The sequence below is a fragment of the Methylobacillus draconifructus genome (genome assembly GCF_045984385.1).
Taxonomy (GTDB): Bacteria; Pseudomonadota; Gammaproteobacteria; order Burkholderiales; family Methylophilaceae; genus Methylobacillus; species Methylobacillus flagellatus_A.
In genome coordinates this window covers 426,605-440,350 of sequence record NZ_JBJQIJ010000001.1, presented here as the reverse complement: position 1 = coordinate 440,350, position 13,746 = coordinate 426,605, and the positions used below count along the sequence as shown (strand labels likewise).

Below are 13,746 nucleotides of genomic sequence, written 5' to 3'. Positions count from 1 at the left end.
GGATGAATGCATCAGAGTTCTTGATTGAAGCGGAAGCGACCGACAGCAGTGTGACGGTGCTCAAGTACAAGCATGGCGAACTGCATGAGTTGCAGGACCAGGTCGCCGAGGAAGTACCTATTGCCATGATCTACAACGGCATATCGCACGCCGTCATGCTGGCCACGCCGGACGACCTGACCGATTTCGCGCTCGGCTTCTCGCTGTGCGAGGGCATATTGTCCGACCCGAAAGAGCTGTACGGCATCGACATCGTCGAGCGCGTCAATGGCATCGAGCTGCAAATGGAGATCGCCAGCGAGAATTTCGTCCACCTGAAGGAACGCAGGCGCAGCATGGCCGGCCGCACAGGCTGCGGCCTTTGCGGTTCGGAAAGCCTGGACCAGGCCATCAGGGTGCCCCGCAGGATACAGGCTGCGGATATCACTTTCGATGCCGAAGCCATATACCGTGCCCAGCGCGAATTGCAGGCCCAGCAGGCATTGCAGGGCAGGACAGGTGCGACCCACGCGTCGGCATGGGCGGACCGGGAGGGCAAGGTGCTGCTGGTGCGGGAAGACGTCGGGCGGCACAATGCCCTCGATAAATTGATTGGCGCCCTCGCCGAGCGGCAGCTGTCCCGCGAGGGGTTTGTGCTGACTTCCAGCCGGGCGAGCTACGAAATGGTGCAGAAAGCCGCCAGCGCGGATATTCCCATGCTGGTGGCAATCTCCGCGCCCACCGGGCTGGCGATCCGCATGGCCCAGGGCTGCGGCATGACCCTGGTAGGATTCGCCCGCAAGGAGCAGCATGTCGTTTATAGCGTCGCGGAACGTTTGTTACACAAGGAGCTGGCATGAGCATGAACATCGAGCAGTTGGTGAAGATGGCCAACCAAATCGGGGATTTCTTCCGTTCCTATCCTGACCATGAACAGGCGAAGAAGGATATTGCGAGCCATTTGCAGCGTTTCTGGGCGCCCCAGATGCGCCAGCAGATCCTGCAGCATATCGGCGAGCATCCGGATAGCGGCCTCAATCCCCTGGTATCAAGCGCCATCAGGGAACATCTTCATTAAGAGCGGCCAACAAAACTCTCCTCGCGTCGTTGCCCTGCCTTACCGTACTGCTTGTACTGCCTGCGGCAGAGCGCCTAGCCAGGATCGCTTCGCTGAGTTCTGTTAGCCGCTCCAAGGTTGCCCTGCTCAATAAAAATGCCCGGCGCAGACCGGGCATTTTTATTACATAGTGAATTGATGCTTAAGAGTGTTATCTTGCCACCTCTTCTTAAGCCTTTTCATCATGCTTGGGACGTACCTTGGATTGGAATTCGGCCCATTTCTGCTTTTGCTCGGGCGTCAGCACTTGGTAAACCTCATGCAGCGTATTGCTGCGCAACACCAATAAATCCGCTTGCAGCTTGGCTTGTTCGCTGGCGATCTCCTGCACTTTCTTTTGATCGTATTGATCATTCGCGGAAGCTGAAGCCAGGGCCTTGAATGAAGCGTGCAAAGCTTGGCGCTTTTCAGCCAGCACCGGCTTCTGCTTATCGACGATCTGCTTCACCTGGGTTTGCTGCTCGCCGCTCAGGTCCAGCTTGCTGAGCTTGCGTTCCAGGAAACGCCCTTCGGAAAAACCGCGATGCTCGCCAAACGCGGCATGCTTTTTATCCTTGTCGCATTTCTTGTCGCCATGCCCCGACTCGGCATGCACTGCAATATTCATTGCCAGCAAGGAGGAAGCGAGGATAAGGGATGGAACCAGGAATTTGCGTGGCTTGATCATGATGAATGCTCCTTTGGTTGTGAAGAACGACAAATAAGCTTGTCTGCATACTATGATCCAGACCTCGGCTAAATGTTTGTTGCCTTTGGTCAAATCGGTGTAATTGTGCGTAAAACTTTGTAAGATGCTGATTCCTGCTATAAAGCCTGCGGCAGAATGCCGTTTGCAATTTTAAAGAAGTGAAAGGTAAACACAGTGCTACGTATCCTGCTCATCGATGATGACGTCGAACTCTGCCAGATGATGGAAGAATACCTGGGGGCCGAGGACTTCACATTGACGATCGCCCATGACGGGGAAGAAGGTGCGCGCCTCGCCCTTTCCGGCGAATACGATCTCGTGGTGCTGGATGTGATGATGCCCCGCTTCAACGGCTTCGACACCTTGCGCTTGATCCGCGTCAGCAGCCAGATCCCGGTCATCATGCTCACGGCCAAGGGCGACGAGATAGACCGTATCGTGGGCCTGGAACTGGGGGCGGACGACTACTTGTCCAAGCCGTTCAACCCGCGCGAGCTCGTGGCGCGCCTGCGCGCCATACAGCGCCGCGTCGTTGTGCGCGACGAGGCCCTGCACAGCCAGAGCACGCCCAACATCACTCGCGTCGGCAAAATCGCCATCTACCCTTCCGAGCGCATTATCGAGTGGAAAGGCGAACCGCTGGACATCACCACCAGCGAATACGCCCTGCTGGAAGTCCTGGCCCGCCATGCCGGGCGCGTCGTCAGCAAGGCCGACCTTTTCACCCAGGCATTGGGGCGGCCGGAAAGCCGCTATGACCGCAGCGTGGACGTGCATGTGAGCAACTTGCGCCAGAAACTGGGCCTGCTGGAAGACGGGCGCTCGCCGATCCAGACCGTGCGCGGCGTCGGCTACCAGTTCATCGCGGGCTAACCTGACCGGGCCATACACATGGGCAAGCTATTCTGGAAAATATTTCTTGGATTCTCACTGACGTTGCTGGTAACTGTCGCAGGCGTTGGCGGTGCAATCTACCTGAATGAAAGAAACCCTTCCGGCGAAGAAGGCTTCCTGCGCGACCGCAGGGCGGATTTCGTTGTCGGCATCACCGCCAATGCCCTGCAATACGGCGGGGAAGCGGGCGCCAAGGCCTTGTTCGATAACTGGCCCGGGCACAAGGTGCCGACCGTACTGGTAATAGGCCAGGACCATGAGGATATCCTCAACCGCACGGTCCGGCCCGAAACCCTGCAGCAAGCTATCCATGCGCTGGACCAAACGCCGCCCATCCCCAGCGTGCGGCGCGTGCAGTCCAGCGACGGCAAGCAATACATCCTCTTCATCCCGGCCGATAGCGCAGACTCTGCAGGCCCGCCTCGCTATAACCTGCAGCTGCAGATTTTCATCGCCCTGCTTGCAAGCCTGCTGTTCAGCGCGGGGTTTGCGCTCTACCTGAGCCGCCCAATCAAGCTCCTGCGCCAGGCCAGCCGCAGGCTTGCCGAGGGCGACCTGAGCACGCGCGTGAGCCCGGAGCTTGGCAATCGCAACGATGAACTGATAGAGCTGGGCGAAGATTTCGACTATATGGCAACGCGGCTGCAAACCTTGCTCGATGCCCAACGCCTGCTGTTGCACGATGTCTCGCATGAGCTGCGCTCGCCGGTCGCCCGCATGCGGCTGGCGGTGGGCCTGGCCCAGCAGCAGCCGGACAAGCTGGCCTCGGCGCTCAGCCGCATCGAACGTGAAACCGAGAGGCTGGACGAGCTGCTCGGCCAGATGCTGACGCTTTCGCGCCTGGAATCTGGCATCAGCAGCGAAAGCAGCGAGAAGCTCAACCTCAATGACCTGCTCGCCACCATTGTCCAGGACGCCAATTTCGAGGCGCAAGCCGTCGGCAGCAATATCGCGTTCCATGCGTCGAACGAAGTGATATTGCACGGCCATTACGAATTGCTGCGCCGCGCGTTCGAGAACATCATCCGCAATGCGCTCAAGTACAACCAGGCCGGCGAACCGATCGAGGTATCCATCAGGCAGGAGCATCATTCCGTGACGGTGGAAGTGCGCGACCATGGCCCAGGCTTGCCGGAAACGGAAATTGAGTCGGTTTTCCAGCCGTTCTACCGCGTGCGCGGCACGGACAAGGCAGGCCATATCGGCTATGGTCTGGGCTTGGCGATTGCCAAGCGCGCCATCGAACACCATCAGGGAAGCATTTCGCTCAGCAATTGCGATGACGGCGGCCTATGCGTACGCTGCATTTTCCCGTTATCCATCACGACAAGCTCATGAGCTAGGCAAAATATAGTTGGGCTGCATCCGTCCATACTGCCGTATGCCTTCGGTATGCAATTGTGCTGGCAGCGCCTCGATGAATGAGAGCGGCCTTGAGCTCATCCTTGGGCAGGCGGGTATCACACGCCCGGACGTTTTCTGCCATGCTAAGCTATCACCCAGGCCGGACTCGCGTTTTCCAGCCAAGCGCCACATGGCTGTAGACAAAAGAAATGGTGCCAGCCTGCTTCGAATTAAGGCTGGTCCACAGTCGCTTAACGTGTAAAAAACAGCTTGATGCGGCGATAGATACGGCCAACGAGCGTGCCGTCCAACTGGTAATGCTTGCGCAGGGGCTGCTTGACCTCCCAGGTGCAGCGGAGGCCTGCAGGGAAAGTGACCAGGTCGCCCTTGCGGAAAGTCACGGAAGCGCTGCCATCGTTAGGCGTAATCACCACTTCCCCATCAAGCACATAGGCAATTTCCTGTTCGGGGAACACCCATGGGAATGTCGAGACTTCCTTGGACCAGGTCGGCCACTTGCCGACTCCTAATTGCTCCAGGCGGGTAGCGGATGGGTTGCTTTCGATCACGATCTTGCTCATTGATATACTTTCAGTCTTTGCCCCTTTCAATATGCTGCAGGGGCGTTTTAAAATCATGTTCCTGGATAACAGGAGCAAAAGGCATTATGGTAACGCCCATGTCCTTACAATGCCAGCAAGTCCCTATATCTGGACCGGAATAACCCAGGATCACCCCGATGACGCTCACGACTTCACACCTGCCTGCATGGCCAGCATTGCTCCAACATCATGGCGATGCCGAACTTGAGTTCATCCCTGACGCAACTGCATTTGATAGATGGCAAACATCATCCACGCCAGCAAAGCTGATAGATACAGAAGGTAGGATATTTGAAATCGACAGGGATAAGCACTTGAGAGCGGCAGGCTATGCCTCACTGGAGGAAATCCTGGGATTGATCCGCGCGCACGCCTTGCTGGAAGGTGTTTGCTGCACGCCAAAACTGGGCGCACCCGATATTCCTTCGGCCATGACCGTGCTCTCCAGCCTGGTTGAAGCCTAACCAATGGATACTCGCGACCTGGAACTGCTGGTCACGCGCACCATGCCTTTCGGCAAATACAAAGGGCGGCTGATCGCCGACCTGCCCGGGAACTACCTCAACTGGTTTGCCCGCGAAGGCTTCCCCCCTGGTGAAATTGGACGTCTATTGGCGTTGATGCAGGAGCTGGACCACAACGGCCTCTCCGGCCTACTCACGCCTTTGCGCTCGCAATAATCCGCTTGCCAGGCTTTCCAAACCGCTTATCCCAAGCATGCAACCGGAATGATGTCGAGCATATGAAATGAAAACGCCGGGCAAAAAGCCCGGCGTCGGATTTTGAGTCTTCCGCCAGGGGGGGATGGCATGGACTCTAGGTAGCCTAAAAACAGGCTGGTACTTCACTTCACTAGTAAGCACCTTTTATGCCAAATTAAATAAGTTATTGATTAAAATAATAATAAATATTATTTATCTAACATTGCCCGCTCGAAGATGTCTCCAAAAAGAGACGCAATCCATTGAACCTGCTTTACGAAACAAAATTAACTATATGTTTTTAAATAACAATATCATGTCTCCCAAAAGAGACATAGATCTGACGTCAAAATGAAACGCAACATCATATGATGACTATCCAACATTTAGGATAGAAATAAAACTCAGTTGAGAGAGGCTCTATTAGCCAAATGCGCATTTTGCTCTAGCCATAACTGATCTTGCCGACGCACTTGTGCCACACGTTCCCGCCAATCTCGCAATTGCTCGTCCTCGATCTGCAGTTGGATTGCCATGATCTCCTGGCGCGAATAGCCTTCCTGCACCAACTGGGAATGCAAATGCACGCTCATCCGGGACAACAGGCGTTCGGCCTTCTTGTCGCTCAGCTCCGATGCCTTGGTGAAATACTCTGCCTGGTATATATAAGCTCTCATGATCAATCTCCCTTTGAACGACACGAAGCTCATCCTTGAACGTCAAACAAGGTAACCTAGCTTGATGTCATTTACATGACAATAATATGTCATAAGAACTAGTCTATTATTTTGCCCCGTTTATAAACGGCGAACAAAACAGACCGGATGATGAACATAGCCCCACCCTACAAATTTATTGCGGCAGATGCTGAAGACGATGCGGCCTATACTATGTCTGAAGATGGGGTAAAGGAGCGGCCTGGAAAGCTAGGCAAGTGAACGAACGTAAGGAGAGATTTTGCTCGATCTGGCGCAGCAAAATACCAGATAAAATAGGACGAAGCATTCAGCACGAACACCCACACCTTTGAAATCAGGCGTGGGTTTAATACACAAACCAGCTATCGCTTTGCTTTCAACCGCCAGCCGATCATCAGCATTAAGCCAACCAATAGCATCGCCCAAGTATCGGCCTCAGGCACTGCCGCCGCAATGCGCAGGTTGAAGGCTTCATCATATTGCGCCTGGGTAATGCCGGCAGACTTGAACAATACATGGAAAGGGTCCGAGTCTATGTATTTCTGCTCGCCGTTTTCCATGGCCGGCGACCATATCTGCAGCGTCAGAAGGTAAGCCCCTGCCGGTGCGGAACTGGATAGCGCCCAATCCAGATGGGAATGGAAAGTCCCATTCTGGCTGGCGGCATCGATCGCAGCCGTTTGCGGCCCACTGATGCCGTCGGCACTGTAAACAGTGCCTCCTGCATAGTAGTTGTACTGTGCCGCATAAGTGGGATTACGTGGGTTCAACATGTAATTGACAAAAACATCTGCTGGAATGGCACCATAAAGCGTCACCGTTGCGCCGCTGGCAGCATCGCCCCAGAGCCCGATGCTCGGATCCCAGTATGAAAGGGTTCCGAGCGCCCTGAAATGCACCTCTTCACCATACTTAAAAGTATTGGCAAAGGATTGGAACCCCGGATCGTCAGTCAGTCGTGGCCCGCCTTCCAGATCGTCAAAATATCCCGGGAAAATCTTGTAACCGGTTTGGGTATCGACAGGTAATTTGCCCGCTAGGTCGAAATCACCATAAAAATCGATGTCGATTTTGCTGCCGGCAACCGGACCGTTGCTGGTATCGACCCGCACATCATAATGCACAGCCTGGGCAAAGGTGGCATAGCCCAACATGGCGAGTGCCAATATAGAAGATTTGATCATTGCTTACTCCCCAATCATGACTTAAAGAAAAGCACCCCTGGGGGTGCTTTTCTCAAAGGATTCAAGCCTGTTGACGACGACGCAATTGCCAACCCATCAAGCCCAGACCGGCGAGGAACATGGCATAAGTGCTTGGCTCCGGCACCGCTACAACCAGATTGTCTTGCAGGTCGTGGAGCGCATGGTGGGCATCGCTGGCGCTCAAGCCGTTGTTAAGCACGAGATAGAAGGGATTGGAAGATAGATAGCCGTTATCGGAAAGCACCAACTGGTTGCCTTGCAACTCGAGCTCAACCAATTGCAGGGTAATGAAGTAAATGCCATCAGTTGGAGAACCTGAAGCTGAACTGATACTAAAGTCGAGATGAGAGTGAATCTTGCCTGAGGAACCGGCTTGGCCAATCAGGCCAAAAGTATCACCATTGATACCATTCACATCCCATGTGGTGGTTTCGCCATAGGCACCTGCAACGCTGATGCTTTCACCATTGTTGACCACATTGGTCCAAACATCGCCAGTCCAAGACCACAAGTTGCCAATGGCCTGATAACCGATGATGGTATCAGGGGCAAAGCTATTGGTTGGACTATCGAAGCCAGGATTGCTTGTCGCGTAAGGACCGCGGGCAAAATCGCGGAAATCGCCCTCGAAAATGGCATAGCCGGTGCCTTCCTGATAGTGCAGCCCTGAGTCAGCGCTACCCACCTCGAACTGGCCATTGTTCAGTGTCACGATGATATCACCTGCATGCAGGTCCTCTGCAAATACAGCCCCGCTGAACAAGCTCGCGCTTACAAACATAGTTGCGATCAAATGACGCATGGCATTACTCCCTTTATAAACAAGAAGATATAAATTCCCATCCAGATACACTATCTGAACCGTAATCCATGATATACAACACTGTTGCACAATGCAACTTAGTAGCATTACAATGATTGCAATCATGAAAACTTCAGATAATTTATTGGTTTAGATGTGCGTCCCCCTGTCGACCCCTCACGCTCCTGCCGCCTTGCCGCACTGATTTCCCTGGCTTTTCCCGGCGCTTTTCTATCGGTACTGGCATTCGCGGCAGAAAAGGCAAGCGAAGAAGGCCCTTCCATTGTGCTGGACGCCATTGAAGTACAGGCTGCGCCGGAAGAACTGACCAACTCGCTGGATCCGTCTAGCACGCTTTCCGGCAAGGAGCTGATGCTGAAAAGCGCGGCGACGCTGGGGGCCACCCTGCAGGACGAACTGGGCGTGGCCAACGCCACATTCGGCCCGAACGTGGGCCTGCCGCTGATCCGCGGGCAGCATGGCTCGCGCACCCGGGTCATGGTCAACGGCGTAGGCACGCATGACGCCTCCGCCATGAGCCCGGACCACGGCACCACGGTGGAATCCCTGTTGGCAAAGGAGATCAAGGTATTGCGCGGCCCGGCCACAATACGCAATGGCGGCGGCGCCATCGGCGGCGCGGTGGAAATCACGGATGGCCGCATTCCCGAGCGCTTGCCGGCCAAGACCAAGGTCACTACGCAGTTGCGCTTCAATACCAACCATGACGAGCGCATCATGGCGACCGAACTGCTCACCAAGGCAGGCCAGGTGGCTTTCCATGCCGATGTGCACGGGCGGGAGAGCAACGATATTCACGTGCCAGGCATGGCCATTGATGAAGCTGCACTCGCCTATATGTGGATGGAACCTCCAGGCGACAAAAATACTCATGGATACACAGGCAATACCAATGCCCGCAGCAAGGGGGGCAGTGTCGGCGCCAGTATCTTTGGCGAGATGGGCTACATGGGCGTTTCGCTCAGCCACTATGCCAACAACTATGGTATCCCGTTGGGTCTTCCTCACAGCCATGGCGGTCCAGTGGGGCAAGCGGAGCGCGTGCGCATCGATATGCAGCAGGAGCGCATTGACCTTAAGGGCGAATTGTTTCTGCCGTATGAATGGCTGGAGAGCATCGCATTGCGTATCGGAAAGTCTCGCTACCATCACGATGAACTTAGTAATGGCTTAGCACAAACGCGCTTCAGCAATGATGTGATTGAACATCGGCTGGAATTCAATCACCGGCTATTTCCCAACCTTTCCGGCACCTTGGGCTTCCATGGTATCAATCGTGATTTTGCTGCCTTGGGCATAGAGGCATTCGTACCCGAATCGAAAATAGATACAAAAGGCTTTTACTTAATTGAAACGCTCGATTTCAATCCCTGGCAGTTGGAATTTGGTTTTCGCAAAGAGAAAAGTAAGGTTAATGCCAATGCGCAGCCTATTCATATTGGTAACTTTCCAGGGGTTATCCCTGCAGCAAAAAAAGATTTTAGCCCCGAAAGCTATACACTGGCATTGAAGTACGCCCATAAAACCGGAAGCATCACCATTAATCGCTGGGTTGCCAGACGCGCGCCAGACATTCAAGAGCTTGCTGCCTTCGGCCCGCATTTAGCCACGAAGACCTATGACATCGGTTCAAGAGATCTAGAGGTTGAGACCTTGAATGGCTGGGATATTCGCCTACAGCAAACACTCGGTAAGTTGGATGCCAACCTCAACCTGTTCAAATACTCTGCCGACAATTATATTTACCAACAAAATTATGGGTTTATGTGTAACCGGAATGGCTTCTATTACCCGAAAGGAGGGGCAACAATTACTCCTGGTTGCAACATGTTTAATATGCGATACGAACAGCAGGATGCGCGCTTTTACGGTTACGAGGCTGAAGTTGGCTTACCCCTGCAGATCCCCGGCATGCGCAAATTCCGCGCCAGCGTGTTTGCCGATCAGGTGCGCGGCATGCTGGACGACAACACCCACGTGCCGCGCCTCACGCCAGCCCGCCATGGCTTGCTGATACAGGCAGCCATAGGGAAATGGGATGGCGATATCCGCCTGACCCATGTTCGCGCGCAGACGCGCACTGGCACGATGCCAACAGGCGAAGGCGACGAAATGATGCCGGAACCCGGCACCGACAGTTACAACAAGGTCGATATCGCGCTACGCCGTAGTATTGAAGTATCCAACTGGTTCACCGGCGACCTGTTCATCAACATGCGCAACATCACCAATGCGGAAATCCGCAACAGCACCTCGTTCCTGCGTTACTACACACCGGAGCTGGGCCGCAATATCGAGATCGGCATGCGGATCGACCTTTGACGGCCTGCCCAAAACATCGCACGAACCAAGGCAACGAACACTCAATCTCATTCTCTACACTTTAATCAGCTCCGTCACTCAATGCTTCTGCTCTCCATCTTCATTGCCACGCTATTGGGTGGCGTCGTTTCAGTCCTGATTTCATCTATCGTCTCGCTCACCGTCCTGGCTCGGGTCGCGGACAAGATGGTGGCATTCGCCGTCGGGATATTGCTGGCCTTTGCCTTGACCGACATCTTGCCCGAGGCGATCGAATCGGGCTTATCGCCCGATGATGCCGGCTGGATATTGATGGCTGGCATCTTGGCGTTCTTCTTGCTGGAAAAAATGGCATTATGGCGACACGACCATCAGCATGCGCATGGCGCGGTCATCCTTGATCAAACGGTGTCCATGATCGTGATCGGGGACGGATTGCACAACTTTGTCGATGGCATGCTGATCGCCGCCGCGTTTTTGACAGATCCCGCGTTGGGCTGGACGATGGCGGTGACGGTCATGATGCATGAGATACCGCAGGAAGTATCGGATTTCATGGTATTGCTGAATGCCGGCCTGTCAAAAAGCCGTGCCCTATTGCTCAATGCCTTGTCGGGCGCGGCCATGGTGCTGGGCGGCTTTCTCGGCTGGCTGTCATTGGGTACCATGCAAACCGCAATTCCTGTGATGTTAGTCATCGCGGCATCGAGCTTTGTTTATATCGCCGTCGCGGACCTGGTGCCGGAATTGCAGCGTAAACGTTCATTGAAGGATGGCGCAGTCCAGATTGCATTGATACTCGGCGGGGTTGCCGTGTCGTTGGCAGCCCAGCATCTTCACCACCACTAACCACGTTATTGGCGTGGACAGGATCAAGAAGGAGCCCTATGCATTCATACTCCAGATTATTCATATATGGCGTCGGCAGCCTGTTGCTCATCACAACGCCTGCGCACGCGCACGAGCAGCATGCACATGTGCACGGCGCCGCCAAATTGAACATCGCCATTGAGGGCAAGTCATTGATTCTTGCACTGGAAAGCCCTATGGAAAGCTTGCTGGGCTTTGAACATGCCCCCCGCAACCCGCAAGAGCAGGCAGCGGTGGATGCGTTAAAAAAACAGCTTTCCAAGCCTGCCCAGTTGTTCGAGTTGCCGGCCAAGGCAGAATGCGAAAGCACTGCAATCGACCTGGAGTCCCCGTTGTTCGAACATGATATCCACCAGCATGACAGCCATCATGCCGACCTGGATGCCGAGTTTGCCTATGAATGCAAACAGCCAGGCCAATTGAAAAGGCTGAGCGTGCAGTTGTTCGAGCGGTTTCCCCACCTGCACAAGATCGACGTCCAGATCGTGGCCGGGAAAATCCAGAAAATTACCAGACTCACCCCAGGGCAAAACCAGGTCGCATGGTAGGCATGATTTCTCCGGTCATCGAGATCGAGAACCTGCAATTTGAATGGTCGCCAGGGCAACCTTGCCTGGATATCCCGTCCCTGATCATCGCGCCGGGGGAGCATATTTTCCTGCACGGGCCAAGCGGCGGCGGCAAAAGCACGCTCTTGGGTTTGCTCGGCGGGGTGCATCTCCCTCAAGCTGGCACTGTCACCATCCTCGGCCAACGGCTGGACGCGCTGAACGGCGCTGGACGGGACCGTTTCCGCGCCGACCATATCGGCTTTCTGTTCCAGCAATTCAACCTGATTCCCTATCTCTCGGTGCTGGACAACGTCTTGCTGCCCTGCCGCTTTTCGCCATACCGGCGCAACAACATTGCTGGCGACGTGGTTCAGGAAGCGCAGCGCCTGCTTGCGGCGCTCCGTATCGATGCCGCGCTCTGGTCCCGCAAGGTCACGGCCTTGAGCATAGGCCAGCAGCAGCGCGTCGCCGCAGCCAGGGCATTGATCGGCAGGCCGGAAATCATCATCGCCGACGAACCCACTTCCGCGCTCGACGCGGAGCATCAAGTGGCATTCATTGACCTGCTGATGCAGGAATGCCTTGCCTCTACCACCGCCCTCATATTCGTCAGCCACGACCACCGGCTGGCCGCCAGCTTCAACCGCAGCATTGCGCTCGCCGAACTCAATCGCGTTGCCACGCAGGTGACGGCATGAATATGCGATACCTGCTGAAAATGGCGCTGCACAGCGCCTGGAACCGCAAGCTGACGCTGGGCATGACCGTGATGGCAATTGCCCTGAGCGTTACTCTGCTGCTTGGGGTCGAGCGCCTGCGCGATCAGGCGCACCAGGGGTTTGGCCTGTCCGTGTCCGGCACCGACCTGGTAGTAGGCGCGCGTACCAGCCCGGTACAGCTCATGCTGTATTCGGTATTTCGCATCGGCGAGGCCACCAACAACATCAGCTGGGCCAGCTACGAGAAACTGAAACAGCATCCCATGGTGGCCTGGAGCATACCCATTTCGCTGGGTGATTCGCATCTCGGCTTCGCCGTGCTGGGCACCAATCAGGATTATTTCAGGCATTACCGTTACGGCGACCGCCTGGCCCTGAAGTTTGCCTCGGGCAAGCCTTTCAATGCCACCTTTGACGCCGTGCTGGGTGCCGATGTCGCCAAGCAACTCGGTTACGAGGTGGGTAGCCGCATCACCCTGAGCCACGGCATGGGCAACAGCACAAACAGCCTGGCGGAGCACGGCGACAAGCCATTTGTCGTCGTCGGCATCCTCAAGCCCACAGGCACACCGGTCGACCGTACCGTCCATGTCAGCCTGGAAGCCATCAGTGCGATCCATCTGGATTGGGTGGGCGGAGCGCGAGCCCCAGGCTTCCAGATTCCGCCGCAATACGTACAGAAATTCGACCTGCAGCCCAAGGACGTCACCGCCGTGCTGATCGGCCTGAAAAGCCGGGCTGCCGTGTTCCGCGTGCAACGGATGGTGAATGAAAGCAAGGACGAGCCTTTGCTCGCCGTCATGCCCGGCCTGGCGCTGGAACAATTGTGGCAAGTGGTCGGGGTGGCGGAGAAAAGCCTGATGGCGGTATCCGCCATCGTGGTCGTGGTGAGCCTGAGCGGTTTGGTTGCCGTCATCATGGCCGGCTTGAACGAGCGCCGCCGGGAGCTCGCCATCTTGCGGGCGGTGGGAGCCCAGCCGAGGGAAATCCTGCTGCTGTTGATGTATGAAGGGATATTCGTCATCCTGGTCAGCATCGTGACCGGCCTGATCGCGCTGACTATCGCCACCCTATGCGCAGCCCCCATCATGCAATCCCATTTCGGCATCAGCATGACGGCCGGCTGGCCCAGCCTGGAAGAACTTCGCCTGCTTGCCGCCATGGCCCTGGTCGGCCTGTTGGCGAGCCTGTTCCCGGCCTGGATGGCCTACAGGCTCTCGCTGGCGGACGGCCTCACGCCCAGGCTGTAAACGC

General features: G+C 55.5%; 16 protein-coding genes. 11 read left to right on the top strand and 5 right to left on the bottom strand.

The window, feature by feature from the left end; genetic code table 11:
- The first annotated feature begins 2 nt into the window (after window positions 1-2).
- Both fdhD and ACKF11_RS02225 read left to right on the top strand, forming a co-directional pair.
- The gene (fdhD, locus tag ACKF11_RS02230; protein WP_407995796.1) at window positions 3-839 is read left to right on the top strand and encodes a formate dehydrogenase accessory sulfurtransferase FdhD; all 837 of its coding nucleotides are present in this window, start codon (window positions 3-5) and stop codon (window positions 837-839) included.
- On the top strand, window positions 836-1,057 hold the full coding sequence (locus ACKF11_RS02225; RefSeq protein WP_405029480.1) for a formate dehydrogenase subunit delta: 222 nt from the start codon (window positions 836-838) through the stop codon (window positions 1,055-1,057). Before fdhD ends, ACKF11_RS02225 begins: the two co-directional genes overlap by 4 nt.
- 208 nt (window positions 1,058-1,265) lie before the next feature.
- Here the strand turns inward: ACKF11_RS02225 and ACKF11_RS02220 are convergent, their stop codons facing one another.
- Window positions 1,266-1,763 (bottom strand): Spy/CpxP family protein refolding chaperone, encoded by a 498-nt coding sequence (locus ACKF11_RS02220; protein ID WP_287112032.1) that lies wholly within the window; start codon window positions 1,761-1,763, stop codon window positions 1,266-1,268.
- 195 nt (window positions 1,764-1,958) lie between these two features.
- On the opposite strand from ACKF11_RS02220, the gene ACKF11_RS02215 reads away from it, so the two are divergent.
- Together ACKF11_RS02215 and ACKF11_RS02210 are read left to right on the top strand one after the other, a co-directional pair.
- On the top strand, window positions 1,959-2,657 hold the full coding sequence (locus ACKF11_RS02215; RefSeq protein WP_287112190.1) for a response regulator transcription factor: 699 nt from the start codon (window positions 1,959-1,961) through the stop codon (window positions 2,655-2,657).
- Between the two features lie 18 nt (window positions 2,658-2,675).
- A complete protein-coding gene (locus ACKF11_RS02210; protein WP_407995795.1) occupies window positions 2,676-4,016 on the top strand; it encodes a sensor histidine kinase in 1,341 nt (446 codons plus the stop codon).
- A gap of 257 nt (window positions 4,017-4,273) precedes the next feature.
- Here the strand turns inward: ACKF11_RS02210 and ACKF11_RS02205 are convergent, their stop codons facing one another.
- Window positions 4,274-4,603, bottom strand: coding sequence for a cupin domain-containing protein (locus ACKF11_RS02205; protein WP_407995794.1), 330 nt, complete (start codon window positions 4,601-4,603; stop codon window positions 4,274-4,276).
- A gap of 158 nt (window positions 4,604-4,761) precedes the next feature.
- On the opposite strand from ACKF11_RS02205, the gene ACKF11_RS02200 reads away from it, so the two are divergent.
- Both ACKF11_RS02200 and ACKF11_RS02195 read left to right on the top strand, forming a co-directional pair.
- Window positions 4,762-5,088, top strand: coding sequence for a DUF4144 family protein (locus ACKF11_RS02200; protein WP_407995793.1), 327 nt, complete (start codon window positions 4,762-4,764; stop codon window positions 5,086-5,088).
- A 3-nt stretch (window positions 5,089-5,091) separates the two neighbouring features.
- On the top strand, window positions 5,092-5,304 hold the full coding sequence (locus ACKF11_RS02195) for a DUF3820 family protein (protein ID WP_309564648.1): 213 nt from the start codon (window positions 5,092-5,094) through the stop codon (window positions 5,302-5,304).
- A gap of 425 nt (window positions 5,305-5,729) precedes the next feature.
- Here ACKF11_RS02195 and ACKF11_RS02190 read toward each other — a convergent pair whose 3' ends face one another.
- The 3 genes from ACKF11_RS02190 to ACKF11_RS02180 all read right to left on the bottom strand — a co-directional run bounded on the left by ACKF11_RS02190 (window position 5,730) and on the right by ACKF11_RS02180 (window position 8,030).
- The gene (locus ACKF11_RS02190; RefSeq protein ID WP_407995792.1) at window positions 5,730-6,002 is read right to left on the bottom strand and encodes a hypothetical protein; all 273 of its coding nucleotides are present in this window, start codon (window positions 6,000-6,002) and stop codon (window positions 5,730-5,732) included.
- Window positions 6,003-6,385: 383 nt separating this feature from the next.
- Entirely contained in the window at window positions 6,386-7,207 is an 822-nt protein-coding gene (locus ACKF11_RS02185) for a PEP-CTERM sorting domain-containing protein (RefSeq protein ID WP_407995791.1), read from the bottom strand.
- Between the two features lie 61 nt (window positions 7,208-7,268).
- Window positions 7,269-8,030 carry a PEP-CTERM sorting domain-containing protein gene (locus ACKF11_RS02180; RefSeq protein WP_407995790.1) on the bottom strand — a complete coding sequence of 254 codons (762 nt, stop codon included), beginning with the start codon at window positions 8,028-8,030 and terminating at the stop codon, window positions 7,269-7,271.
- 156 nt (window positions 8,031-8,186) lie between these two features.
- Between ACKF11_RS02180 and ACKF11_RS02175 the strand changes: the two genes are divergently transcribed.
- The 5 genes from ACKF11_RS02175 to ACKF11_RS02155 all read left to right on the top strand — a co-directional run bounded on the left by ACKF11_RS02175 (window position 8,187) and on the right by ACKF11_RS02155 (window position 13,742).
- Window positions 8,187-10,373 (top strand): TonB-dependent receptor, encoded by a 2,187-nt coding sequence (locus ACKF11_RS02175; protein ID WP_407995789.1) that lies wholly within the window; start codon window positions 8,187-8,189, stop codon window positions 10,371-10,373.
- A gap of 81 nt (window positions 10,374-10,454) precedes the next feature.
- Window positions 10,455-11,201: a ZIP family metal transporter gene (locus ACKF11_RS02170; RefSeq protein ID WP_407995788.1), complete on the top strand. Its 747-nt coding sequence runs from the start codon at window positions 10,455-10,457 to the stop codon at window positions 11,199-11,201.
- A 38-nt stretch (window positions 11,202-11,239) separates the two neighbouring features.
- Complete coding sequence (locus tag ACKF11_RS02165) at window positions 11,240-11,770, top strand: DUF2796 domain-containing protein (protein WP_287112020.1); 531 nt, start codon at window positions 11,240-11,242, stop codon at window positions 11,768-11,770.
- Window positions 11,771-11,772: 2 nt separating this feature from the next.
- Window positions 11,773-12,471 (top strand): ATP-binding cassette domain-containing protein, encoded by a 699-nt coding sequence (locus ACKF11_RS02160; protein ID WP_287112019.1) that lies wholly within the window; start codon window positions 11,773-11,775, stop codon window positions 12,469-12,471.
- Entirely contained in the window at window positions 12,468-13,742 is a 1,275-nt protein-coding gene (locus tag ACKF11_RS02155) for an ABC transporter permease (protein WP_407995787.1), read from the top strand. The genes ACKF11_RS02160 and ACKF11_RS02155 overlap by 4 nt, the downstream gene beginning before the upstream one ends.
- Window positions 13,743-13,746 lie beyond the last annotated feature (4 nt).